Below are 26,450 nucleotides of genomic sequence, written 5' to 3'. Positions count from 1 at the left end.
TCCGCACACACTTAACAAATGCACAATGTTCACCTGTAAACCTTAACTTAACCCGTGTTGGGCTTAGGTTAGATACTGCTTAAGTGCCTTACCAGGAATAGAGCTTTTTGTGGCTACCGCAAATGATGCCCACAACGCACCTTCATGCATAGCATCAGTAATAGACATTTGCTGACATAAACCATGAATAACGCCTGCGGCATAGGCATCGCCAGCACCAGTCGTGTCAACCACATTGGCAATAACGGCTGGCACATGTTGTTCTCCAGCATTACTGTACACCATCGCCCCTTGGTCGCCATCTGTCACAATAAAGTGTTCCAATGCATCACCAGCAATAGCCTGAGCAAACCGCCATGGGTCCTGATTGCAACGACCTTGCATATCGGTAATTGAAGCGATCAACACATGACAAGGACGATTACGTTCATCCTTGGCTAATTGCGATATCACTTTACAGTTAGGGTTACACGCCATCGCATCCGCCGCCCAAGCGCCAGCACCTTTGGCCGATGAATTAATATAAAAAGCATCCCAATGTTGCCAATCTGGTGGCGCAGGAAGTTCAAAAACAGGTCGCTGAGGTCGAATAATGGTTCGTTCACCATCAGGCGTCATCACCAGTAACATCTCACACGTATTACCAACAAAACGATGTACCAAACGACAATCAAGCCCTAAGGTACTGGCTTTAGCTAAAATCCAGTCGCCTATGTCATCACTACCGACTTCACTTACTAGTGAAACATTATGTTGAGCCCACACTAAACCTAATCCCGTGTTTGCGCCGCCACCACCTAAACGCAATCCACCATCCTGATAATGAAATCGACCACCCGTTTGTAAGGGCTTATCAAGCATTAAAATGCGATCACAATTGATATTGGCAAGCAAAAGAATATTGGCCATGCAACTCACCTAAAAAAGCGTAGATAAAAAGAGCCTTGAGTATAACAAAAAGGCCGTGATAATCACGGCCTTTGCTAATCTAAACGAGATTACATATCCGTTGCGCCAAGTGGTTGTCGTAATTGGGCGCGCACATTGTCCATACCGGAGTAAAACTCCTTCATCATCAATAACCCCAACATTTTGCCATTATCAGTTACGATTAATTCGTCTGGATTAACTGGGTCATTTTTAATGGCTCCCATAGCTTTCATTGAGGTCATTTCTTTAAACAACGCAGTGTCTAAATTAACGTTAAAAGTGTCACGGAAATATTTACGCGATAAACGCCCCGAAAACATACCCAGCAAAAAGCGATATTGCATCACTTCTTTTAGCTGGTATTTTTTCTGTTGCTCAACCGCCATACGGCCTTCGGCAATACGTTGTTGGTATTTTTTCAGTGAAAAGGTATTCACATATAGCGTGTCATTTAAAAAGCTAAATGAGCCAGAACCAACCCCCAAGTATTCATCATAATCAATAACATACTCATCAAAACCTTCGTCATTGGTTTTACCAAACGCCCAAGCTGATAATTGGGTATATTGTCCGGTTAAAGTATTTAAAATTTGGCGATACTGATCCATCATTTCGCCCTGAGGGGCAGCTAACGTACCTTTAACACTCTTACGAGTTTGATGGGTGATCATCAATGGATAAGTGGTAATTTGGCGCGGGTCGAGTTTAGACGCCATATCCAGATCGGACTGGATAATCTCCTTGGTTTGGCCACGAAAACCAAAAATCAAATCCACGTTAATGATCGGAAATAGCTCTTTAGCCGCCATAATATTGTCAAAAGTTTGCTGACCTGAGCCAAATTTATCTAAGCGGTCGGTCATTTTTAAAATGCCATCATCGAAGCTCTGTACCCCAATTGACATTCTATCTACTAAGCCTTTTAATTGCTTAAATTCAGGATTAGCCAAATGCTGCGGATCAGACTCACAAGACACTTCTTTAATGCCAGGAAACAGATTTTTTGCATGTTCGATGGTACGAGCTAACTCATCTTCAAGCACGGTGGTCGTGCCACCGCCAATGTACATTGACTCAAACTCATAGCCTAAATCTTTGGCCATTTGAATCTCTTTGCGCAGCGCGACAAAGTATTCGCGTGCTTTATCTTCGCGGAATAAAAAACGGTGGAAAGTACAAAACGAACACAAGGTATGGCAAAACGGAATGTGCGCATACAACATGTACTTTTTACCTTCAACAGGCTTAGGCATGCGGTCTGTAGAAATAGTGTCTAAACGTAAATTTTTATCCACATAATACTGCATGACCCGCTCCATAGAGCTAATCATCCAATTGGGGACGGTAATATTAGATTGATAAGGTTTAATCAACTCCTGGCTGGCTGACTGAATTATTGAAGACATAAAAAATCCTAACTGAATGAGCCCTGAGAGCAAAACCATTGAATAACAAGCGCTAATAAAACACGCATACCGTAAGCAGAAAAACAAAATATCACTTTAGAGATGGCTAAAATGTGAGGTAGCTAATAGATATGCAAACTAGCACGGTTATCATCGCTCATTTGTTAAGCAGATCATGTTTTAGACATTGCTGTTTAGCAATGATGAAAGGATTATCAAGGGAATAAAACAACAATAAACAGCATTGGAAATATTAACTAGCGTTTATTAAAGAGTCACGAGTATGACGCATCAACCAATTTAAATGAAATCATAAACAGGGCTTGCTGATTAGGGTACACAGTTTGTATCAGCTGTTTTAACTCAACCAATGGCAAATTTTCTTGAGTAGCATGAAACTCGTTAATATCATCAAATGCTAATGGCTCAACGGCCAAAATAATGATATCGCACACCTTAATATGGTTTTCGAGCGTAAACACTTCAACCTGGCTGCCAGGCCGATAATCATTTTCGCTGGCATCACGAATAGTAATCGTCTTCTGCCCTGATGCGACTAACGGCGTTAAAAACTCAAAAAAAGTAATATGTATGGGGGCTGTCATCATTGGTAACCTTCATTCACACTATGACGTGCCCTCTAGGAGCACATTCGTTAAGCTCAAATCCAAATTATAACCTAGCGCACTCGCCAGGGCTTTGATCAAAGTAGCGTTTAAACTCGCGACTAAATTGAGCCGTACTTTCATAACCCACCTGAGTTGATACCTCTTTTACTTTTAGATTTTGCAACTGTAACAACGCTTTGGCTTTATTAAGGCGAATCTTTTTTAAATATTGTATTGGTGATGAAGCGGTAACTTCTTTAAAGCTACGATGGAATGCCGACGGGCTCATATTCACCAAGCTTGCTAATGTGTCTACTTCAACTGACTCACCATAATGTTTATGAATGTAGTTAAGGGCTTTTTCTACCCTCGATAAACGGGTATGACTTAACGACAACGCATAAAGCGGTGCTGCATTGGGGGAATCCAATAGGCGATATAACAACTCAAGCACTAACGCCTCGCCCATTACTTTTGCTTCTAACGGCGACTGCAACGCTTGTAATAACCGAATAACACTGCAATCCATATCTTCAGTGTTATCAGCAACAAAAAAGCCGCTCTGACGCGATTCGTTTAAATCTTTAGGGATTTGATGATGCTCATCCATTAACCGGATAATGTAATTGAGTTGTACTAAATCAATATCAACCATCAACACCAACACAGGTTCTTCAATACTGGCAAAGGTTTCACATTCTACTGGCAATGGCACTGTCATCACTAATGAGCGTTGGCGATCGTATTCAAAGGTTTGATTGTCTAAATAAACCCGCTTTTTGCCTTGGCCGACAATAAGCACCCCTTGCGAATAGCACATTGGCCCGCGCGCACCATATTGTGAGCTGCGAAACACATGCACGCCAGATAAATGCGTATCATTGACCCCTTCTTTTGGGGCCAACAGTGCCATTAATGTTGCTATCTCACTCATACCCTTCCTCTCAGAGAAACCTATGGTATCGATACTACCAAAAAAGCAGTAAAAGGTATTAAAATTACCAATAAATAGTCATATACATACAATAAAGATAGGAATAGGCATGAACACGACAGTTCTGTGTATGTTTATTTTGACTCAAAAGGCTATCATAGCCACATGATTTATCGTTGCTGCTGTGTATCATCAATCTATTTACATCATCAGCCACTTATTTGTTTCATCGCTAAACCAAAAGGCACCAATTATGCTTAATTTTGATTATCGTAACCCTACTCATGTTGTTTTCGGTAAAGACCGTATTGCAGAGTTAGACCAACTTGTCCCAGCCAATGCGCGAGTATTAATCACTTACGGTGGCGGCAGCGTACAACGTTTCGGCACACTAGATAAAGTCAAAGCAGCATTAGGTAACCGCACAGTATTTGAATTTGGCGGTATTGAAGCTAATCCTAAGTACGACACACTGATCAAAGCAGTTGAAGTTGCTCGTAAAGAAAACATCGACTTCTTACTCGCTGTTGGTGGTGGTTCAGTGATGGACGGCACCAAATTTATCGCCCTTGCAACTCAGTTTGATGGCGACACGGCAAGCTTATTACATCACGGCTTTACACCAGTTCCAGTGGCGAATGACAAGGTTATTCCACTTGGCGTTATTGCTACCCTGCCAGCTACGGGTTCAGAAATGAACGCCTTTGCAGTCGTAAGCTATCAAGGTGGTAAGTTCCCAGTAAATCACCCATGTGCCTACCCAACATTTGCCATGCTTGATCCTGAATTAACGTTCAGCTTACCAAAAATTCAAGTTGCAAACGGTGTTGTCGATGCATTTGTGCATGTGCTTGAGCAATATGCGACTTACCCTGTTGATGCCCGCGTACAAGACCGCATGGCAGAAGGTATTATGCGTACCCTCATTGAAATTGGTCCTATCACTGTTGAAGAGCCAACGAACTACGATGCCCGCGCTAACTTAATGTGGAGTGCAACATCTGCCCTAAACGGCATGATAGGCACTGGCGTGCCATTAGATTGGTCTACTCACATGATTGGACATGAGCTAACTGCGCTATTCCATATCGACCACGCACAAACGTTAGCCGTTGTATTGCCATCACTATGGCGTGTGCTGAAAGAGCAAAAACACGCTAAATTAGTGCAATACGCAGCACGTGTTTGGGATATCACTGAAGGGGATGAGGCTAGCCGTGTAGATCAAGCCATTGATAAAACAGAGGCTTTCTTTAAGCAAGTGGGGTTACCAGTACGTTTACGCGATCACGGTGTAACGCAAGAACAACTTAGCCTAGTAGTAGATGCTTTAGAAGCGCACGGTATGACGGCATTATCTGAAAGCGGCCAAGTCGATTTAGCCACCAGCCGTAAGATTTTAGATATGGCGTGGTAATAGTGCTTACAACCTAGGCGATCAACCCATTCATAGCTTAGGCTTGAGCGGCTACATCCAAGACTATGACTAACACTAAACAAAAGGGGCTTAACAATGACTATCATTGCTAAGCCCCTTTTGTTGTGCCTAAAAACGCTGCGCATTAGCACTATTAACGAGAAATGGTTACCGTTGGCTCGAAAAGTGGAGAAAAAGGGAATAAAAACACAAGGATTCGGCTACGCAATGTCTATGTTATTTGTGATGTACTAACGCTAATACTAATGCGGCGTAACGTTTGAGAATAAATTCATCACAACGACACCGACTAAAATAAACGTCATACCCACCAGCGCACCTAAATCGAGTTTTTGCCCATACATCACCCAAGCGATAGCTGTAATTAACACAATACCCAACCCAGCCCACGTGGCATAAGCAATACCAACAGGAATACCTTTTAGTGCTAAGGACAAAAAATAAAAAGACAACACGTAGCCCACAATAACTACGATTGAAGGCGCCAATTTTGAAAATCCATCACTAGCTTTAAGCGCAGAAGTTGCGACCACTTCAGTTAAAATGGCCACACTCAAAAATATCCAACTTTTCATTTTTCACATTCTACCAAGACAAAACAGCCGGCAAGTATAAAGACTAAACAATAAAAAAACAGTCTTCGATTTTAGATCTGTTACTTAGCTCTGCACATGGTCAATCGCTACTATCTCTTGTATTTACGTTGGCTATCGGTTTATGTTGTTAATATGTTAACTGACATTACACCTATTTGACGGTGTAATAAGACTTAAACGATATTTATGATTGGACTTGGTGGTTGAGTGAAGGGACTTACAGCAGTTTTTCTATGTGTATTGTTATCGTTATGCTCGATGCATATACCTGCAACGGCGGCTAAGTTAACAGCCCAAGAAGAAACGAAACAACAAATCCGTTCAGCATTAGAGCAATGTAAAGCCCGTATAAAACAGGTGCCCCCCCAAGCCAGCTTGAGCTTTTGCAGCCAACAATTCAAAATATTAGACATTGATAAATACCCCATCGTTGCCGCCAAGTTACAACTAACCTTATATGATATTTACCAAGAGTTAGGTGATAAGGTAGCTGCGGAACAAATGCTTGATGAGGTTAAAAACAGCGCTGCATTTACTCAAAATGTCGATGTTCAATATCTTTGGTTACGTAAGAAAGCCGCGGGAAAACTTTATAGAAAGTCCTATCAAGAAGCTAAAACCTTATTTGAACAAGCTTTTAGCATTGCTAAAACCCAAGAGTCAGATATTTGGTTGGCTAAAAGCTATAACGATTTAGCACTAACTGAACAGTATTTGAATCAATATGACAAAGCATTGAGTTACTACCAGAAGAGTTTAGCGGTTAAAGAGGCTCTAGGTAATGACTTTAATACTGCGATAACCCTCAACAACCTTGGTCTAATTTATAAAAAACTCGAAAAATTTAAAGAATCCCAGCGCTATTTTGAACTCTCACTGGAGCATTACTTACGCTACACCAGTCATAATGTAGATATTCATGTTATCGGTTATATGTCGCATCTCTACGGAAACCTTGCTGAGATATATAATATAAACAACCAGTTTAATAAGAAAAACTTCTACAGTAATAAGGTCATCGAAGCCTACAACGATAACCTTGTCGGTGACGACAGGCTTTCTGCGCTCATTAATGTAGCCACCATCCATATCAATGCTAATGAATTTACGCCCGCTCTAGATGTCGCCAACACATTATCGGAATATTTAACCCGCGATGACCATTCGTTTCATGACGTAATTTTCTATTTAAAAGCCCAAATAGCCACACATCAAAAAGATGCGACTCAGGCAATAAAATTTATTGAAAGCGCAATGGACTATAGCGACACCAAACAAGATTCATTGCAAAAAATGAATATTTATCACTACGCAAGCGAGTTATATTATGACAATGGTCGCCCTTATGAGTCCCTGGTTTATCTAAAGAAATATCAACAGTTGCACGAAACCTTATTGGAGAAAAAATACAGTGAGAACATTAAAGTCATTCAAAGCGATATAGAGAATGAACGCGTGCAACGAGCGTTAGCAGAAGAGCAAATTGTCAGCCAACAGAAGAGCCAAAAAATTGATAAATTACTTAATTTAATCCTTGGCATCACCAGTGTTGGCTTGTTAGTCGGCTTTATTGTGAGCTTTTATATTTATAGAAAACGTAAAGCCCAGCAGCATTTAATGACTATAATAGAGTCACATAAGCAGCAATTATTTTTATTATCTAATGACGATACAGCAGACCAAGACGATGCCCAACAACAGGAATCTACGCCATTATCGCCTTCTGAATTGACAGCTTCTTTTGCGGAGTTATTAGTAAATACTATGATTGATTGCATCAGTATTTGGGAGAAAAGCACTAAAACGAATAAAGTAGAATTAGCCGACAGAAGCCAAATTTGGACTATATCTATCGACTCTGGCCGTCTAAGAACACGTTCTTTAGATAAATACCTACAGGTAAAAAAATTACCCGCTAATCCACGCTGGCGTAATGTGGTTAAAACATGTCACTTCATTTTATCTGAATGCAATTTGTCTAACGATGATAGAACATTATTAACCTCGCACCTTGACCGAATAATGCAAGTGATCAAGAGCGAGTCTTTAGAAACAACGTAATCTGTTACTTTCGGGCTTACCCGCCTTTTTTGAGTAATGGTTGCTGTAATTTAATGTCGTGCACACTGTCTCTGACTACTGGCTTGAGTACATTTTTATACACACAACTAAATTTTATTCCTTCGGATAACGAATAATCACTTTGCTGTGCTGTCGCAGGGTCTATTCCCACTAAAAAGCTATTGGGTGCAATAAACTTAGGCATTAGATTATTGTTTTGATCTTTGATATTAATCGAAGCATAAGCATTACACATCGACACAGCCACAAGCCCTGCTATGTTAATTCGATTTGTCACGCTATTAAGATCTGGTGAATTAACATTATTGCCTTGTAACTTAGTGAATGGGTCTATCACACCATGAAAGCCACCTAACTCATCTATTTCGACTTCCGGTTGCTGCATCTGACGAGTATTCATCGACTGCGGTGCACCATGTGTTGCAGCTGCATGATCATTGTGTAATGTCAGTTGTTTACTCATCATCCACTTTTCAATATCAAAGTACTGAGCACGGTAATGATACTGTTTAATCATATCCATCTCGCTCAATTCAAAAGTGATTTCGGTTTTAATCGCCGTGCTGACTGGTGTGAGCTCATTAAATGCAAGTTGGTGCGCTGATGCGCTACCAACACAACTAAGCAAAGTGACTAGGGGTAATATGTATTTCATAAAATATCCTTTTTAGAATGAATGCATCATCTTAGACGCTATGCATTTCCATTTTTATAGTCCACTAAATACTAGGGTAAATTTGGGTAAAATACAAAACGCCCCCTTTTTAACCCTCTAACTTTACTGACTTTTTTATCTTAACTGTTAGTTTTAATTCAGCTTAAGTCATTAAGCGTGATTAAAACATTTACTAAACCAGAATAAGGAAAGTCAGGATGAGTATACTCAAAAAAACATTAATCAGTATGTGCCTAATGAGTGCATCAACTATGGTTTGTGCAACCCCAATAACCGCTAACGTCACCGCAGACAATGATTTCATTGTGGTACATTCACCAGGTAATGGTAGTTCACCTACGGTGGTATATCGTGGTGCCAATGGCAGTAATTGGAAAAAAATTGAATCACTCAAGTTCGATATCGACAACTCAGCACAATCACTAGAAACCTGTTCAGTCAGTGTTATTGCATGGGGAGATGGTAAGGTTTCACAAGGCATGGCTGCCATATTCAAAGGCGATAGCACGATTTATACCGGCTCAGGGCATTTTAAAGCATATCAATCAACGATTCCATCGTCTGGTTGGGCACAAACCGGCGGGCCTAATACGAGCCAAATTAATACGTTGATAGCAGGATCGTTATCTAATGCTCCGTCTCCCTATTTATTCCCCGGCTCTGTCGCGGGTGGCACCTCCCCCTGGGGAACGATGAACTTCCCTCTAGCCAATAATGTCAATGCGAATAATTTCCGCTGGGCTTGGTCGACAAGTAATTTAGCCCAAAAAACCTATTCGGTTTTTACCGCTGCCTGTGGTGATATCGTTGAAGCTGCACCGGTTGCTGTCCATATGCCTGGAGAACACTTCCAATGTTATGGCGTGCAGAAAGGAGATGCTCTTCGTGAAGAAACCATCATGATAGAAGATCAGTTTGGTAAAACCCGTGCAGTGCTAGGCAAGCCAGTATTACTGTGTAACCCTTCAAGTAAAATTCATAATGAAAAGCTTTATAAGACTCGTAATGAAAAGCGCCATTTAGTGTGTTATGACTTTGTAAAACAAAATAAAGTCAAAAGCCGTAATCTTGAGATCAATAATCAGTTCGCACCCGATGAACTAATGAATGATCAACGAGAGTTGTTCTGTGTACCGTCGAGTAAAGTGGAACTAGACCGGGTCAAACCAGGTAAACCCGGTAAGCCGATCCCAAGAGAAATGCAAAGAGCGGAAATGAAGCCATTGAAGCAGCAATAAAATAGCCGTTAACAAGGGATAAAAAAGTCAGTGGATAACCCCACTGACTTTTTTAATAATATCAATAATGTAATGGTCTAATGAAACTGTAGAGATTTATAGCTTAAAATAAGCAAAATCTTAAAGGTATTTATCATGATTAGAAAAACGAAAATCACTGTCAGCCCTCTTCAAAAATTAGAATATGCCAAGCTGATGGTCGAACAGGGTTACACGAACAAGCAAATTGAAGATATGTCAGGTGCGGGTAAATCTGCTGTGTCTCGATGGAAAGTGCAGTACCAAGCTGAATTAGCCGGTAAAACACCAGAAAATACCAAAGCATTAACTGAAGACCAACGAAGAATTCAACTCCTAGAAGCCCAACTAAAACAAGCAATGAGGGATAATGATATCTTAAAAAAGGCTGCAGCTTTCTTCATTCGAGACAATCAAAACTTAAAATGATGCGCGAAGTAAAGAAAGCAAACCCAGGCTTTAGAATGAGTGAGTTGTGCCGCGTATTCGAGATCAGTTGCAGTAGTTTTTATTACAAACCGATACCACAAAGTGTTGAAAAACAGACTCTGATACAATTTGTAGAGCAAGCCTTCTCTGATTCAAATGCGACGTATGGCAAACGTCGAATACAGGCCGACTTATTAGATTTAGAGTGTAAAGTCGGGGTTTACGCCATTGCTACAGTAATGAAAAATTTGGGATTAAAAGCGATTAGGCCAAAGAAAAAGCATTACTATCCTAACACTGGTGACGAACATGTTTACGCACCCAATTTGCTTAAACGGCAGTTTAACCCTACGACTTATAACACTCATTGGGTGGGTGACATTACCTACATAAAATCACATCAAGGATGGAGTTATTTAGCCTGTGTACTTGATTTAGGAACGAAAGAAATCGTTGGGTATGCCTTATCAAGCCAACCCAATACCGCGTTAGCGACAGCGGCATTAAATAACGCGATACAACGTCAGAGGCCAAATACACAGGAGTTGATGTTTCACTCAGACCAGGGTTGCCAGTACTCTGCTAACGTGTTCAGAGAAAAGCTAAAGCACTTAAGCATTAAACAAAGTATGAGTCGTAGAGGAAATTGTTGGGATAATGCCGTGATGGAACGATTCTTTAGGAGTTTAAAGACTGAAAGATTGAACCATTTAGCCTTTATCAATCACAGTTCTGTAGTCAGTGTGGTTGAGCAATATATCCAGTTCTACAATTACAAACGCAGACATTCAGCAATAGATTATAAGACGCCACATCAAAAATATAATGAGTTAAAAAAAGCGGCTTAAAATCTCTCCAGAAATACTTGACCATTACATAAATAGAAGTTAAAACGAAACGACGGCTCAGTCTTACACGCCCATTTCAATGGCTTTTTTAGGGGTAAAACTACTCCCTACCGAAGCGATAATCACTAAACCAATGGCAGACCACTGAAGCACGGTTAATTGCTCACTTAAAATAACAAAACCTGCTAATGCGGCAATGGCAGGTTCTAAACTCATTAGCACGCTAAAGGCCTGTGTTGGCATATTTCTAAGAGCGATCATTTCCAAAGAATAAGGTAAGGCGCTAGATAACACCCCTACCAATAAACCAAGCGGCAAGACTTCCCAGCTAATTAACGCTAAGCCTTGGCTTACAACGCCAACAGGCACAAGCACGATGGCAGCTACGGTCATACCTAGTGCCACAGTAATACCGCCAGATGCTTGCTTGCCTGTACGAGTACCAAATAAGATATAACCAGCCCAACATGCGCCTGCACCTAATGCCATTAATGCACCAACAAGATCAAGTCCTTGCGTACTAGATAAATCTGGCATCAACAGTAAAATCCCTGCTATGGCGCAAGCAACCCAAAACAAATCACTTTTTCGCTTAGAGCTAAATAAAGCCACTGCCAAAGGGCCGGTAAACTCAAGCGCAACCGCAATCCCAAGCGGGATCCGTTCAATGGCTAAGTAAAACAGGATATTCATCCCGCCTAAACACAGGCCATAAATAATAATACTCCGCCAATCACGGCCTTGGGGTAATGCTCTCCATGGACGAAACACCAACCAAAGTACGGCAGCCGCAAAACCTAAACGTAATGCAGTAGTACCTTCAGGCCCAACCAAGGGAAAAAGTTGCTTTGCTAAAGAAGCGCCGGATTGAATGGTCACCATAGCCAGTAAAACACTACCAACTGCGGTCAGAAGTACACGATTGATTTGCATCTACAATACGCCTAAAAATGAAAAAGCTAAGTGCCGGCATTCTACCTGAGCCACGTCAAACCCTGCAGTATTTATTATCATCATACACACAAGTCATACCATTGAGTGAATCGCGGTAATCTCTCATAGCTTCTAGAGCTTTCATAGGGCGTTTATCTGTTCATTTACTAATAGTAAGTCGCGATAACAGGCAACATAAGGAAGGCTCGAGCTTTACGCGGGGTTATTTATTTTACGGTGTTTGTAAAAATTTAATAAATTCTATCTTACTGTCGGTTATTGACCCATTATCCTCATAACCGCAGATTTGATAACCACTCGCTATAAGCATCTGTAACATGGCAGGAAATTGATTCATCGATTTAACACTAATAGATTTAAAGCCATTATCAATCGCCCAAGACTCTTGAATAAGTCGCAGCTGAGAAGCAACTTTCATGTTGCGATGCTCAGGAACTACACCGCCTAACCAGCTGTAAAACTGACCATCAGATAACGTATAGCCCACTTTAAACCCCACTGGCTTGTTATCTAATTCTGCCACTAAAATCAGATAGTTTTTGCCTGCTAATCGGTTTTCGATAAGGTCCACAGACATTGCTTTTTCAAACTCTGGAATTTGCGCTAATACCGCCAAAATATTTGATACCGTGCCTGAGCCAAACTGGTATTTCATGAGTCCACCCGTTTATGTTTAACCATGTCATCCACTTTCATCGTTAGACTCATCATGGATAATAATGTGTAAAAGCGTATTGCAATCAATCAACTGATTAGCTAAAAATCCAATCATTCAATAATCTACCAGGCATAAAAGCAAAGGTGCCCGCGACAATGAGACCACCACAATACAATATATTCATGCTTCGTTTGTGTCCCCGAACATTGCCTTTTTTAATATAAAAATAGCCAGCAGGAACAGCGTAAAGCGTTAGAAGACTTAACAAATGAATATAGCCAAAGTGATTCAAAAAGCGACTTCCGAGTTGAGCAGGCATAAACAGTGACACGATGGCAGTGAACAACATCAACACCATATAAATTTTGCCTAATGCTTTGTGTTTAGGCGTACCTTTTCTAACAATAAGTAAATAAGTGCCAATGAAAAATGCCGGCACTACAGTGACTAAATGCAGATAAGATAAATTGATGTAATCCATTTGTTTTTATTCCCAGTTCATTACGTTGATGCTTGCAGAGTTATTTAGCACGACTATGTAGCACAGAGATCATGACGTGGTTAACATTAATCCCAACATACCAAGACCAAAACCAAATACAGCTCCCATTGGCGGTGCCCAACGTTTTTCAAGTTTTACCTGAGGAGCCAAATCTTGGAATATGGAGTAGAGAATACCGCCAGATGCGAAAAGCATCACTGCCGCAATAATTTCTGGTGACTCTGATAACCACAAATAACCACACATTGCAGCTATGGGACCCAGCATTGCCATTAAACAAAACATGATGATTATTTTTTGGGGTTTATACGCAGAAGATGCATTTAATTCACGGTAGGCACTAAATCCTTCTGGCACATTTTGTAACGCGATTAACGCTGCCAATATGAACGCGTTGTTACTTCCTGTCGCAAATGCAGCACCCAGAGCGATTGATTCTGGAATAAAATCTGCCAGCATGGCTGCTAGTTGAGAGGCTGGGGTATCTATTTTGTTAAGGTAAATATCAAGGGCCATAAAACTCAGTCCACCAGCCATAAGCCACATACAAGCAGGTAATGGCTTAAGACTCGCTATTCCCTCTGGCACCAAAACCAAAGCAACCGCTGACAATAAAGCACCGCCGCCAAAAGCCATGACACTGTGCCTAAATTCCTGTTCGAGCCACTCACTGCTCACGTTCTCAAAATGGGCAATTAAAGCGCCTAATGGCATAGCCAAACCAGCAAGCAGTGTGGTTGCTAAAACAGTTAGCAGCAAAGACATGTTTTAATCCTTTAAAAGGTATAACGCCGCAGTAATTTGCCATAATCGGTTTAAACCATACAATCATGGAACCATTTTTAGCCATAATAAGTGCAGCGAATACACAAAAATGCTAGAGATTTAAGCCAGGTTTTATGTTTATTATTGCTCAAGAGCCTGATGAAATGCTTTTATGAAAACATCATAGTCTTCAAACTGGGGCATATGACCTAATCCTGGCAACTCAATCAGTTTTGAACCTTTAATCAATTTCTGAGTATTAATACCCAGATTTTTATAGTCGCCTAATGTTCTGGTTACACCTTCTTTTAACCACCCTCTACCTGGGCCGGTTTTATCTCTGGTGCCAATAATAAGCACTGTTTCATTGTTAATTTGTGAAAACCTATCGACAATGTTTTCTGAAAAAATCGGGCCGTAAGTTAAGGCATTATTCCAAGCAACAACTTGCCAATCATCCCCAGCAAGCATTCCTCTCACAGGCTCTAACAGCTTCTCGTATTCGCTTGACCATTTACCATCATAATAATTTTTCTTCTGATAGTTTCTCGCTTTATCGAGTGTTTTAGCGAGCTCATTTTTATAAAAAAAGTTAACATCTTTAAACTGCACATATTTGCCGTAATCTTCTAAACCAATAGGGTTAATCAGAATCAATTTATTAACCGCACTAGAATAATTAGCCGCAAATGTGGTTGCTAGCATCCCGCCCATTGAATGACCAACCAGATCAAATTTTTTGATGTGTAAGCTATCCAATAACAACTTAGTATTGAGCGCTAGCTGCCCAAAGCTGTATTGGTAAAAATCGGGTTTTGAAGACTTACCAAAGCCAATTTGGTCCGGAATGATGACTCGGTAATTGTTCTTAAGTAAATCCTTAGCAACCCTTTCCCAATAATAGCCGGAGAAATTTTTACCGTGCAACAACACGATGACTTTGCCTGCGTTTTTATCGCCAATATCCATATAACGCATTTTTAAATCTTTATTTTGCGAGTTAACATTAAATGTCTTAACGTCAAAGGGATAATCAAACCCATCTAACTCTTTATTATACTTAACCGGATTTGCAGCAAATGCCTGTGATACCACCGCGAATAGAGTTACTAGTACCAAACAAAATTTCTTCATATCACTCTCGTTCAAATAAATTATACATCAACAACAAACTGCACCATGACAGCCATTTTGATTTAAAACAACATCTATTTTTTCAACAGGATACCTACATTTCTTGTCGAACTTGGCCATAAGCCAACATCGCAAACAGTCCTGTCCCGCCAATGATGTTACCCATTAGCATGGGGCCAATATGGTGCGACAACGCAGTAAAAAAATTCATTTCACCATTAAGTACCAAACTAAATATTTCATTAGACCCGGCAATAACGTGAGTAAATTCTCCAGCAGCAATGAGCCATGTAAACATAATAATGACCAACACTTCAGACCCTTTGGCCGAGGGTAGCATCCACACCAGTGCGGCAATAAAAAAGCCCGCTGGTATGCCGCGCATTAATGTCTCTGAAGGCGTTAACTCTGCAACATGGCGAGATATCTGGAGGATAGCGGTAAGGATGTCTTCTGTCAGTATGTTACCGTGCACGACAATTGCCGCCGTGAAAAACGTGCCAACAAAATTTGCTGCTAACACAATTCCCCATAAGCGAGCGGTGCAAACAAGAAGATGTTTTGTGGTGTTAGCGAGTAGCGGCAGCACCACGGTGATGGTGTTCTCAGTAAAAAGTTGCAGCCTTGCGAGAATGACTAAGACAAAACCAAAAGTGTAGCCAAGGCTTTCGATGATAGACAAATAAGGATGATCGGAGCCTATGTTGCTGCGGATAATACCTTCGGCCAAAACAGACGCTGAAATGCCGATACCAGCCGCTATTCCTGACCACCACAACGACATCAACGGCCGATCGAGTTCTTCTTGACCTTCACGCAAAATAATAGAATAAACCGTAAGCGATGAAAGACTGCCATGTTCAATCACTGCATCACGCTCAGATCCTGTCAGCGATATCTCTGGTTGCGTCGGCTGACTCTCGCGTACTTCACGCATCTCAACCTTGTCGCCACACTTAGAATCACTGGTTATTGTCGATTGGGTATTTTCGGTCTGTTCCGGTCCGTGCAGTGTCATATTGATATCCTTTTCTGGCTTAAATTTAGCTTGAGGTCCCATTTAAGTACATAAAGAATAGATGCTTTATATCATCAATTCAACAAACGTTGCCGCCTCACAAATGACCTATCAATACATTATTAATAAGTCATGTATTGATGGTCTACTGCGATGCTTATTGAACCTCTACTAGGATTAACCGATGGAATAAGTAAATCCAAATCAAAATTGTTGCCAAAATCCAAAGCACACTTGTCATTTACTAGCCGAATAAAAACGGATTAATTTCACGAATTATGGTTATTGATTACCATTATTAGGTAACGACTGATAAGCACTTTTTACTGTTTCATACCCATATATACGCTCTAATTTTCGCACAATAAAATGACCTCGGGCCATATCTTGAAAGTGATCAATAAACAAAGTATTGATTATGGCACCGCCTGCCGCACCGATAGCAGGTACAGCTTGTGCCGCTGCTTTTTGAGTCACTTGAACACCAAATTTTTCAGCGATTTTAGTAATAAGTTTGACTAAAATAGGCGCGGCTTCATCGGTAATACCTTTTTTGACCATAAACTCAGCGGCTTCAGATACTGATTTTGCTAGGGCAGCTCTTACTGCAAAATATCCCGATTCACTACCATCATCTAAATCACTTTCGCCCCCTAGTGCGAACACCTCTAAACAAGCCATTTTTGTTTCTAGAGTAGTAATAAACTCACCTTCACTACGAGCAATATCAGCTATAGAACGCAACATGATTGATGTCGAAATAGGGAGTTCAACCGCTATTGCAGCCAAGCCAAAGAAACCACCCACACCACCACTCGCAGCTACGCCTAATTTATGCCAAAGATTAGATGATTCTTCTCCGGGAATATCTTTCATAGTAAAGATTGCCGCTTCAGACGCTTTAATTAGCGACTTTTCGGTCACTTTAGCGATATTTTTATTCCAGTTATCCGGTAGAAGCGCTAACCCTTTCTCAATAGGGGTACCGATTAAATTCGTTATTTTTACCGCTAGACCAGGATTTTCTAATAGTGATTTAGCAACTAAAAGCTCTTTTTTATGTGATTCTGAAATATTCAAATAACCCCCTTAGTTGTGAAGTAACGTAATGCTGCGATTGTTTTTTGCACCTCAAGAAGCGCTTATCACCAATTTGAAGTAAAAGGACATTGGTTGCAAATCAACTTAACGCGCTTATTCGACAATATTCCCACTGCGCCATTGTATTCAAAACAGCGGACACGGCTTTAGCCTTAGACAGCTCAGGTTAATTTGGTAAACAAATAGTGTTGTGGACTTCATAAATGATGGGAAAAATGTTGCTAGGAATTATTTATCTAACGCGGGTAAATAGCCACGACCTTCTTTAGGCAAATTACTCACGCCTTCAGTGGTGTCATTTAGCGCGCTGCCATAATTATCACGACAGTAAACACAAGGGCTCATTTTATTCACAAAACGACCTTTTTTGGTATATTTCCTCAAATATGCATGTGAAATATCTACATTACCTCGATGTAATTCAACGACATTACCCACTTTTTGTCTTAAATCACTTATAGCTGCATCTTCTGCGCACATGTTGTCATTGGCACGGCCCCAGCCGATGACTTCTTTGCTGGGATCGCGGTGTAAATATTTAGCCGCGGCCCAAGGGCCACCGTGGTGACCGGTTGGTTTACCATCAGGGAAATTTGAGGGCCTATTGGCCAGCTCGTATGCAATACGTTCAAGCTTATCGGCTGGGGCTCTATCACAGAGAGTGTCATGAAACGCTGGACGCGCTGTGGTGACAAAATAATTATGATTATGGCTTATTTTTAAGTCGCGGCAATAGGCTGAACCTTCAACTTTATTTATGCTTTCTATTTTAGCGATAGCATCACTGCAAGCTAATATTTGGTCACCCACATTCAGATCTACAGCCTTTATCCATTCCTTTGTAATAAGGTAAAAACGGTGTTCCTCGACAACAAGCATCGACGTTTTTAATTCACCTATAGAATATTCAATCTCGATCATATCTTCTGCAACACTTCCACATAGTTTTTTAATCTGGTTAATTTCGCAGCCTATTAAATTATAATTTAAATAATGACTTACTGTTAAACCGACTCTTATAAAAGCTCAGCTAAAGAAAGCGAAACCAAACCATATGTTAAACGTTCGCCTACGAAACCGACCATACGGCCAGTTGATTAGCAAGCTGGATTATCTTCGATGCCAGGTCAGTAAGACATATTGCGCCATAGAAAAGTGCTAACGAACGACTTCAATGTTAACGTCAATTAAACCACTAGATATATTGCCAATACTGCTGAAGGCAGACTTTGAAAGATCAATGAGGCGCCCTCTAACAAACGGACCACGGTCATTAATTTTAACGATAACACTCTTACCATTGTGGGTATTGGTCACTTTTACATTAGAACCAAATGGTAGCGTTTTATGCGCAGCAGTTTTTTGATTATGCTGATAGATATCACCGCTTGCAGTCTTGTTGTTTTGATGTATATCACTATAGTACGAGGCTTTACCTGACTCAGTGAAACCGATCATATCTCCACTACCTGATTGGATAGTAGAACAACCGGCCAATATAAAGGCAAAGAGTAAAAATTGAATATTTCGAGAAATGGCTACCATTATTTGTCTTTTAGTTTGGTCACATAACAAGCCTATAGAGCGACTCATTTTCTAGTAATTTAATAATATCCTGCACACTAACTGAGTTTGAACAGTGATTCAAATTAAACCGCCATCATCTACTGCAATCAATTCGATTCATTACCTGCATCCCAAAACTTATTAATGTACCTGCAGCAATAAAAAACACCTTGTTAGTTACCCAACAAGGTGTTTTATCTCTGCCATCAACCTGGTGCATTAACACCAGAAAGCAGGGCTACTCTTTGTATTTTAAACTGCCATCGGCTTTGATTTCGTCGTACCACACATTGTGGTGTTGCGAAGCCCAGTTTTCGTCACAATAGCCAGATACCATACACTCCATACCACCTTCACTGAGTACGGTCGCCATCCAAATATGTACTATGGTAAATGCGATTAGAATCGTCGCACTTAAGCCATGTACAAGTAAGGCGAGCATTGACAGTTCGCGCGGTAAATCCAGTGTTGGAAACACTAACATTATGCCTGTTATGCTGATGCTTAGACCAAAAATAGCTAAGGTCCAAAACCACATTTTTTCACCCGCGTTAGCAAATCCACTGTCTGGATGTTTGCCTTTAAACGGACCAAAATTAATGTAGCCACCCACCACTAAAAACCATTTCAAGTCATACATTTTGAAGGTTTGTAGTGGCATCCATTTGATAACACACAACAGCCAAGACACCATAAAAATGGGGCTAGACCAGTCATGGGCAAACTTGCTAAAGGCGATGATCCCCGCCCAAATACCGTCACCGACATAAGGGGCTAAGAAATGGCGTCCGAGCATAATGATTATACCGGTCAGCATCATGATTAAGCATGAAACTGCCATAGTCCAATGTAACCAGAGATCACTTTTACTCCAACGAAGTACCATTTTGCCCGAAAAGCCTTTACTCAGTTTAGATGGACCATTAACGAAGTAAAACACTAAAAAGGCTGCAAAAACACCGACAACGGCTAAGCCGAGTGCGGGTTTCAGGTAGGTATTTCGCAATATCTTGCCTTCATTACCCGATACATTTATCAGAACATCAGCATCAAGGCCTTTGTCTGTACTGTATCCCGGTTCGCCGGCTTTTACTGCGCGCCAGAGATCTGCATCACTGGTTTTAGACTTTGCTTGTTGCTGACTTGATTGTTCATCGGCGGCATACACCATTGATGTAACCAACCCCAATCCCATACACAGAACCAACAGAGCAAACATCCTGCGCAGTGATTTGTTTAACGTTAAAGTTAACATTGTCACTCCTTATATGACTGCGAAAATTATCGCAGCCATTGCTCTGGGTTAGATCATTTCGCCTGTTTTAGGATTGTAGCCCCAAATTACATTTGGATTACCGCGTGCAGCCATACGTTGACGGTAAATGTCAGACACTATGCCTGCATCGCCGGCTAACAATGCTTTGGTTGAACAAAGCTCTGCACACATTGGTAATTTGCCTTCTGCAATACGGTTTGAACCGTATTTTAGACGCTCGGCTTCTGAATGATCTTCTTCTGGGCCACCAGCACAGAAAGTACACTTATCCATTTTGCCACGGCTACCAAATGCAGACTTCTTAGGGAACTGCGGTGCACCAAATGGGCAGGCATAGAAGCAATAGCCACAACCGATACACGTATCTTTGTTATGTAGCACAATGCCGTCTTCGGTACGGTAGAAACAGTCGGCCGGACATACAGCCATACATGGTGCATCGGTACAATGCATACATGCTACTGAGATTGACGCTTCTCCTGGTTCACCATCATTAAGCGTTACCACGCGGCGACGCTGAATACCCCACTCTAAAGCAGAGTCGTTTTCGTTTTTACATGCTGTGACGCAACCGTTACACTCGATGCAGCGTTTGGTGTCACACAGAAATTTCATGACTGCCATAATGGCTTATCTCCTCATCAAGTGTTTAGGCTTTGCTTATTTGACACAAGCTAGACTTGGTCTCTTGCATTTGCGTTACGACATCATAACCATAGGTCATTACGGTATTGGCAGATTCGCCAATCACATAAGGCACGGTTCCTTCAGGGTAGTTTTTGGCTAAACTCTTGCCTTCAAATACGCCTGCAAAGTGGTATGGCATAAAACATTCACCTGCAATAACACGTGGTGTAACCATTGCCTTAACAGTAATTTTTGCACCTTCTGGACTGTGAACAAATACGTCATCGCCATCACGTAAACCGCGATCTGCAGCGTCTGCTGGATTGATCTCGATAAACATTTCTTGCTGCAATTCAGCAAGCCAAGGGTTACAACGGGTTTCTTCACCACCACCTTCGTATTCAACCAAACGTCCGGTTGTTACGGCAAGTGGATAGTCGGTAGCAAAATCCTTGTCTTGAATTGTTTTATAAAGCGTTGGTAGACGAGCCACCATACGGTCTTCATAAGTAGGGTATTTAGCCACTAAGTCACGACGAGGGGTGTATAACGGTTCGCGATGCAATGGAATATCGTCAGGGAAGTTCCACACAATACAACGCGCTTTAGCGTTACCGTAAGGAATACAACCATGCTTAATTGCCACACGTTGAATACCGCCAGAGATATCAGTTTTCCAGTTTTTACCTTCAGCTTTGACTTTTTCTTCTGCTGTTAGGTCGTCCCACCAGCCAAGCTGCTTAAGCATGTCGGCAGTAAACTCTGGGTAACCATCTTCAATTTCAGAGCCTTTTGAGAAAGAGCCTTCAGCAAGAATGTTATTACCTTCGTGCTCCACACCATAACGCGCGCGGAAGTTACCACCACCGTCTTTCACTTCACGTCCGGTGCGGTACAAGATTTGAGAACCAGGGTGTTTCTGCTCTGGTGTACCCCAACATGGCCAAGGTAAACCATAGGTTTCGCCTTTAGCTGGGCCGCCGGGTGCTTCAAGTGAGTTAACGTCGAATGTACCCCAGTTTTCTTGGTGCATTTTCAAACGCTCAGGGCTTTGGCCTGTATAACCAATAGTCCACATACCGGTGTTAAATTCACGGGTAATGTCTTCCACTAATGGCTCATCGCCATTAACCTTGATGTGCTTACAGAATTGGTCCGCAACGCCCCATTTTTTGGCCAGTTTATACATGATGGTGTGATCAGGTAATGACTCAAATAATGGTTCGATAACTTGCGTACGCCACTGCAGTGAACGGTTGGAGGCTGAAACCGAACCGTAGGTTTCAAACTGAGTTGCCGCAGGTAATAAATACACTCCATCTTGGCGTTCGTGCATAACACCCGCCATGGTTGGGAATGGATCAACGACCACAATGGTATCCATTTTATTCAGTGCTTCACGGATTTCACGACCGCGAGTTTCGGTGTTAACTGACTGACCCCAAAAGAACCCCAGACGAATATTGTCTCGTTGAGCAATCTTGGTTTTGTCTTCTAACACACCATCATGCCAACGAGAACAAGGAATACCCGCAGATGTTTGTGGAGATTGGCCTAGGTATTCACCTTGGTCAAAACGCTCGGTGATCCACTTTGGTTCAAGGTCCCACACATTAGCCCAATGGTCCCATGCGCCAGACGTTAAGCCGTAGTAGCCTGGTAAGTTATCAAATAACAAACCAAAGTCAGTCGCACCCTGTACGTTATCGTGACCACGGAAAATGTTAGTTCCACCGCCTTCGATACCCATGTTGCCAAGGGCAAGCTGTAAAATACAGTAAGCACGAGTGTTAGCATTACCAATGTGATGCTGAGTCCCACCCATACACCACACGACTGTGCCTGGCTTAGTTTCTGCCATCATTTTAGCAACACGGTACATTTGTGCTTTTGGCACACCGGCAATGTGTTCGACTTCTTCTGGAGTGTATTTTTTCACTTCTTCTTTGATACGTTCCATGCCGTATACACGTTGAGAAATGAATGAATCATCTTGCCAGCCGTTTTCGAAAATGTGCCATAACAGACCATAAATAAATGGAATGTCAGTACCTGGACGAATATGGACATATTCATCAGACTTAGCCGCTGTACGGGTAAAGCGTGGATCAACTACGATGATTTTGGCACCGCGTTCTTTACCAATCAAAATGTGTTGCATCGCCACTGGGTGAGCTTCACATGGGTTAGAACCAATAAACATCATGCATTTTGAATTGCGGATGTCGTTAAACGAGTTAGTTTGCGCACCGTAGCCCCAAGTGTTTGCAACACCGGCTACCGTGGTAGAGTGACAAATACGAGCAGAGTGATCGACGTTGTTCGTGCCCCACATTGCTGCTAATTTGCGATACATATAAGCTTGTTCGTTTGAAAATTTAGCACTACCCATAAAGTAAACTGAATCAGGACCAGACTCTTGACGAATCGACTCCATTTTGTCGCCTACTTCATTGATGGCTTGATCCCATGATAGACGCTTCCATTTACCACCTTCTAACTTCATTGGGTATTTTAAGCGTTTTTCACCGTGACCATGCTCACGTAATGCTGCGCCTTTAGCACAATGTCCACCTTGGTTAAATGGATGATCGAACGCAGGCTCTTGCCCTGTCCACACACCATTTTGAACTTCAGCATACACACCACAACCTACTGAACAATGTGAACAAATAGTTCGTTTTATTTCGGTAGGTGCATTGTGCGGTACATCTTTAGCTTCTGCTTTACGCATCATACCTGCGCCAAGCATTGAAGCCGCTGCAATACCACCGGTCGCCAAACTGGCAGACTTGAGGAATTGACGTCGGTTAAGACCTAGGCCTGACTTTTCAGCTTTAGTGGCCGTGTCTGTTTTGCGGGTTAATCGCATCACACACTCTCCTTTGTTATTTGCTTAACGAAGCATAGTAATTGCGAATATGCTCAGTTTCGCGATAGTTATTGCCCGTAGGCTCTTCTGTAGACGGTTTAGTGACTTGAGCAAGTGCGGGTGCACTGACACTGGCCACAGCACCTGCCGCACTGCCGAGCGCTAATGCTTTGAGCATTTGACGACGACCCATGTCGGAAGCTTGCTTTTTCATATGGTCTCCTTGTTAAAATAAAGATGGGGCTAAATAAGCCGTCATCCAGTTTAGTTAATTTGTACAACCTCTTCTTCAAGCGGATCTAAGTCAGCACTACCTGGACAATTCACCGGAATATCCAAACTCAGTTGTTCAAATTCATTGGCTTCAGCGGTAAAAAATGCTTTAGCTAATTGCGCGACGTTTAGGTAAAAATTAGCACTAGGTGTTTTAGCCAAATTATCGCAAAAACGTATAATCCAACTGCCAATATGGCGTTGATAAAACGCTAATTGACGGTAACCTGGTGCTTCTAAAATTAAGCAGCCCATGACTTCGCATAATGCAGCGACATGATCTTCTGGTTCTTTAACATTCTCTTCACGTTCAAAGCCTAGTAGCATCAAGTCACTCCGCAATGCCGCTAAGGGTTTATCCATTAAAGAGCCAGTCATAAACCAGCTGCCATAAGGCATAATCTCACCACTGCCTACGCCTAAGAAAATGGCAAAGTATTCATCTTCTAGGGTGTTGGTATCACTATTTTCTGCTGCCAGTTTTAACGCATTCCATGCTTGACTCATGGTATTGCCATCCTCGGCCTCTACCTCTAAACCAGCTAAAAACTGTAATAACTCAGTATTGGGTTGGCGACGAAATAACGCAGCCAGCAACTGATATATATCGGCTCTTAACTGATCATTTTCACTTACTTGTCTTCCTGTTTCTGTCATAGGAGATCTCTTATTGCAATTGCTTTTCTGGATCGTCAAGGATGTCTTCAAACATGTCTTTTACACGGCAATCGCCACACATTTTCAAACGTTCAATATTGGCGCTAAACGCACTATGTTCACCTACCATCTCAATTATTTTTTTCACCATAGATTGGGTGGCAAATTCACTACCACATCGAATACATTCAAACGGAGGCTCATGTTTTAATACTTGAACTTGTTGTCTTGCAGACTGATTGAAGTTGATTTGAGGTAGTAAACTAATGACGTTTTCGGGACAGGCCGCTTCACATAAACCGCATTGGACGCAATCTTGCTCAACAAATTTAAGAGCAGGAGCGTCGCCGCCATCCTTTAACGCTTGGGTTGGACACGTTGACACACACGACAAACATAATGTGCACTTGTCACTGTTAATGCTAACCATACCGTAGGGAATATTCGCCATGGTTAACACGTCATCAACACCTGCAGCTTGACCATTTAGGTGGTCAATCGCTTGGAACATAATATTGCGTTTTACATTGGTATTAGGTTCGATAGCGTTCAAGGTCATCGGCATTATCACTGGCCAAGCTAAACTAATGGCTAGCGCCTCATCTAACTGGGTTAGCTCTGACGGGGTAATTAAACGAATCCGTTGTGGCTGTCCCATTTGGTCGAGTATGCGATTTGCTAATGTAGACTCACCTTTAAGCATTTGCAGTAATGTTGGTGCCGTAACCGGAGTGTGTAGAATTAAAATTTCGCGTGCACCATTGGCTAATGCAGCCAACCAATGATCAATACTTGCTACAGTGATCTCTTCCATTGCAACAGGTAACACGTCACCGCTTAGCTGCTCGTTAATCCATTCTGCGCCAGCTTCATTGTCATGAAATAATATTACTGGGGCAGTTTGCGCTTCTTGACGATAACGACTAATTAACTTTTCGAGGTAAGTATGCAGTGAGGCTGGGGTTGGTAAATCATAGCTTAGCGCCCCAGTTGGGCATGCATTAGTACAGCTGCCTGCGCCATGACAAAGATAAGGGTCAATTTCAATTTTATGTGCAACGCTACTAATGGCATCAGCAGGGCAAAAGTTTAAACAACGATTACAACCGTTTAAACCGTGTTTATCATGAGCGCAAATATCGCTGTTAACTCGGACATAGCGCGGTTTATCAAACTCACCTATTAACTCTGGAATACTGGCAATCGCATCGGCAAGTAAATCGCTGTCTTGGCCGACATAAAAGTAACCAGGAGGAAGCATTTCAAGGTTAATGCATGGGCTGTGGCTTAAATCGAGCACAATATCAAAGTGCGCTTGGCGTATGGCGACCACGCTTAGTTCGCTAATACCGCTTTCACCTTCAACTTTGACCTGAAACTGGCCTAAAAAACCTTTTACGCTGGCCAATTTATTGTAATAACTTTCGACATCAGTGGCTGCATTCATCACCGCTTCAAGGTGAGTTTCATCTTGGTTAGTGATCGCTTCATTGGCTAAAATGACTCGGCTTGCCATTGTGGACAATTTGTCCGCAGCTAAACGCGCGAGATCTTCAGGCCCAATAATAAGCACATGCCCCTGGGTGGTATAGCTAACAGTGGGCGGAATTAAATTTTGCAAAATCTGCGTATTCGCCATCACCTGTTGTCGTGCTTGTTTCAGCTGTGGCTGGTTTTTTCTTATACTCATTGCGTTCCCAATTATCGGTTTTTATACCTCATTAACAGTGATAGCTCAGTTCACTGTTCACGCTTATTGCACGTAATAGATTGACATTAACTTGTTCTAAATCTGTAACTAACGACTTTTATTTATGTCATATTCATCTGGTGACGGTGTCGTT

The 26,450-nt window shown here is 41.7% G+C and carries 25 protein-coding genes; 4 read left to right on the top strand and 21 right to left on the bottom strand.

The annotated features are described in order from the left end of the window. Positions 1–63: 63 nt before the first annotated feature. From GUY17_RS00405 to GUY17_RS00390, 4 genes are all read right to left on the bottom strand, one after another. Positions 64–909 carry a PfkB family carbohydrate kinase gene (locus GUY17_RS00405; RefSeq protein ID WP_101087434.1) on the bottom strand — a complete coding sequence of 282 codons (846 nt, stop codon included), beginning with the start codon at positions 907–909 and terminating at the stop codon, positions 64–66. An 89-nt stretch (positions 910–998) separates the two neighbouring features. Next, positions 999–2,336 carry a coproporphyrinogen III oxidase family protein gene (locus GUY17_RS00400; protein WP_162022000.1) on the bottom strand — a complete coding sequence of 446 codons (1,338 nt, stop codon included), beginning with the start codon at positions 2,334–2,336 and terminating at the stop codon, positions 999–1,001. A 275-nt stretch (positions 2,337–2,611) separates the two neighbouring features. Beyond that, on the bottom strand, positions 2,612–2,941 hold the full coding sequence (yqfB, locus tag GUY17_RS00395) for a N(4)-acetylcytidine aminohydrolase (protein ID WP_174839665.1): 330 nt from the start codon (positions 2,939–2,941) through the stop codon (positions 2,612–2,614). 67 nt (positions 2,942–3,008) lie between these two features. After that, complete coding sequence (locus tag GUY17_RS00390) at positions 3,009–3,878, bottom strand: AraC family transcriptional regulator (protein ID WP_101087437.1); 870 nt, start codon at positions 3,876–3,878, stop codon at positions 3,009–3,011. 253 nt (positions 3,879–4,131) lie between these two features. Between GUY17_RS00390 and GUY17_RS00385 the strand changes: the two genes are divergently transcribed. Continuing rightward, positions 4,132–5,295 (top strand): iron-containing alcohol dehydrogenase, encoded by a 1,164-nt coding sequence (locus tag GUY17_RS00385; RefSeq protein WP_162021998.1) that lies wholly within the window; start codon positions 4,132–4,134, stop codon positions 5,293–5,295. Between the two features lie 263 nt (positions 5,296–5,558). Here the strand turns inward: GUY17_RS00385 and GUY17_RS00380 are convergent, their stop codons facing one another. Then, entirely contained in the window at positions 5,559–5,891 is a 333-nt protein-coding gene (locus tag GUY17_RS00380) for a multidrug efflux SMR transporter (protein ID WP_059745271.1), read from the bottom strand. A gap of 228 nt (positions 5,892–6,119) precedes the next feature. Between GUY17_RS00380 and GUY17_RS00375 the strand changes: the two genes are divergently transcribed. Further along, positions 6,120–7,973, top strand: coding sequence for a tetratricopeptide repeat protein (locus tag GUY17_RS00375; protein WP_162021997.1), 1,854 nt, complete (start codon positions 6,120–6,122; stop codon positions 7,971–7,973). Positions 7,974–7,989: 16 nt separating this feature from the next. On the opposite strand, the gene GUY17_RS00370 is transcribed toward GUY17_RS00375, so the two are convergent. Then, positions 7,990–8,649, bottom strand: a complete 660-nt coding sequence (locus GUY17_RS00370) for a hypothetical protein (protein WP_162021996.1) — start codon at positions 8,647–8,649, stop codon at positions 7,990–7,992. A gap of 218 nt (positions 8,650–8,867) precedes the next feature. Between GUY17_RS00370 and GUY17_RS00365 the strand changes: the two genes are divergently transcribed. Together GUY17_RS00365 and GUY17_RS00360 are read left to right on the top strand one after the other, a co-directional pair. Next, positions 8,868–9,908: a hypothetical protein gene (locus tag GUY17_RS00365; RefSeq protein ID WP_162021995.1), complete on the top strand. Its 1,041-nt coding sequence runs from the start codon at positions 8,868–8,870 to the stop codon at positions 9,906–9,908. A 135-nt stretch (positions 9,909–10,043) separates the two neighbouring features. Continuing rightward, a protein-coding gene (locus GUY17_RS00360; protein ID WP_162021994.1) for an IS3 family transposase occupies positions 10,044–11,203 on the top strand; the annotation gives its coding sequence in 2 pieces (ribosomal slippage) (positions 10,044–10,302 and positions 10,302–11,203; 1,161 coding nt in all). A 63-nt stretch (positions 11,204–11,266) separates the two neighbouring features. Here the strand turns inward: GUY17_RS00360 and GUY17_RS00355 are convergent. From GUY17_RS00355 to GUY17_RS00285, 15 genes are all read right to left on the bottom strand, one after another. Continuing rightward, positions 11,267–12,136 (bottom strand): DMT family transporter, encoded by an 870-nt coding sequence (locus GUY17_RS00355; RefSeq protein WP_162021993.1) that lies wholly within the window; start codon positions 12,134–12,136, stop codon positions 11,267–11,269. A 232-nt stretch (positions 12,137–12,368) separates the two neighbouring features. Beyond that, positions 12,369–12,812 (bottom strand): GNAT family N-acetyltransferase, encoded by a 444-nt coding sequence (locus GUY17_RS00350; RefSeq protein ID WP_162021992.1) that lies wholly within the window; start codon positions 12,810–12,812, stop codon positions 12,369–12,371. Between the two features lie 97 nt (positions 12,813–12,909). Next, positions 12,910–13,296 (bottom strand): DUF2306 domain-containing protein, encoded by a 387-nt coding sequence (locus tag GUY17_RS00345; RefSeq protein ID WP_162021991.1) that lies wholly within the window; start codon positions 13,294–13,296, stop codon positions 12,910–12,912. Between the two features lie 69 nt (positions 13,297–13,365). Next, complete coding sequence (locus GUY17_RS00340; protein WP_162021990.1) at positions 13,366–14,082, bottom strand: ZIP family metal transporter; 717 nt, start codon at positions 14,080–14,082, stop codon at positions 13,366–13,368. Positions 14,083–14,223: 141 nt separating this feature from the next. Continuing rightward, the gene (locus GUY17_RS00335) at positions 14,224–15,216 is read right to left on the bottom strand and encodes an alpha/beta fold hydrolase (protein ID WP_162021989.1); all 993 of its coding nucleotides are present in this window, start codon (positions 15,214–15,216) and stop codon (positions 14,224–14,226) included. Positions 15,217–15,310: 94 nt separating this feature from the next. Beyond that, positions 15,311–16,234: a formate/nitrite transporter family protein gene (locus tag GUY17_RS00330; protein WP_162021988.1), complete on the bottom strand. Its 924-nt coding sequence runs from the start codon at positions 16,232–16,234 to the stop codon at positions 15,311–15,313. A gap of 282 nt (positions 16,235–16,516) precedes the next feature. Beyond that, complete coding sequence (locus tag GUY17_RS00325; RefSeq protein ID WP_162021987.1) at positions 16,517–17,314, bottom strand: EcsC family protein; 798 nt, start codon at positions 17,312–17,314, stop codon at positions 16,517–16,519. Positions 17,315–17,563: 249 nt separating this feature from the next. Continuing rightward, on the bottom strand, positions 17,564–18,256 hold the full coding sequence (locus GUY17_RS00320; protein ID WP_162021986.1) for a polymorphic toxin-type HINT domain-containing protein: 693 nt from the start codon (positions 18,254–18,256) through the stop codon (positions 17,564–17,566). A gap of 237 nt (positions 18,257–18,493) precedes the next feature. Further along, positions 18,494–18,880 carry a septal ring lytic transglycosylase RlpA family protein gene (locus tag GUY17_RS00315; RefSeq protein WP_162021985.1) on the bottom strand — a complete coding sequence of 129 codons (387 nt, stop codon included), beginning with the start codon at positions 18,878–18,880 and terminating at the stop codon, positions 18,494–18,496. Positions 18,881–19,139: 259 nt separating this feature from the next. Next, complete coding sequence (locus GUY17_RS00310; RefSeq protein WP_101087450.1) at positions 19,140–20,156, bottom strand: formate dehydrogenase subunit gamma; 1,017 nt, start codon at positions 20,154–20,156, stop codon at positions 19,140–19,142. 48 nt (positions 20,157–20,204) lie between these two features. Next, on the bottom strand, positions 20,205–20,801 hold the full coding sequence (fdh3B, locus tag GUY17_RS00305) for a formate dehydrogenase FDH3 subunit beta (protein WP_101087451.1): 597 nt from the start codon (positions 20,799–20,801) through the stop codon (positions 20,205–20,207). A gap of 25 nt (positions 20,802–20,826) precedes the next feature. Further along, entirely contained in the window at positions 20,827–23,676 is a 2,850-nt protein-coding gene (locus tag GUY17_RS00300; protein ID WP_162024245.1) for a formate dehydrogenase subunit alpha, read from the bottom strand. A gap of 16 nt (positions 23,677–23,692) precedes the next feature. Further along, positions 23,693–23,890 carry a twin-arginine translocation pathway signal gene (locus GUY17_RS00295; RefSeq protein ID WP_011635548.1) on the bottom strand — a complete coding sequence of 66 codons (198 nt, stop codon included), beginning with the start codon at positions 23,888–23,890 and terminating at the stop codon, positions 23,693–23,695. A gap of 50 nt (positions 23,891–23,940) precedes the next feature. Further along, positions 23,941–24,606, bottom strand: a complete 666-nt coding sequence (locus GUY17_RS00290; RefSeq protein WP_011635547.1) for a molecular chaperone — start codon at positions 24,604–24,606, stop codon at positions 23,941–23,943. Between the two features lie 10 nt (positions 24,607–24,616). Beyond that, positions 24,617–26,296: a 4Fe-4S binding protein gene (locus tag GUY17_RS00285; RefSeq protein WP_162021984.1), complete on the bottom strand. Its 1,680-nt coding sequence runs from the start codon at positions 26,294–26,296 to the stop codon at positions 24,617–24,619. Positions 26,297–26,450: the final 154 nt, after the last annotated feature.

Origin of the sequence: Shewanella sp. Arc9-LZ (assembly GCF_010092445.1) — a bacterium.
In the GTDB taxonomy this organism is placed as follows: domain Bacteria; phylum Pseudomonadota; class Gammaproteobacteria; order Enterobacterales; family Shewanellaceae; genus Shewanella.
Note: the sequence above shows the minus strand (reverse complement) of the source record. Positions and strands in the feature narration are given on the sequence as shown.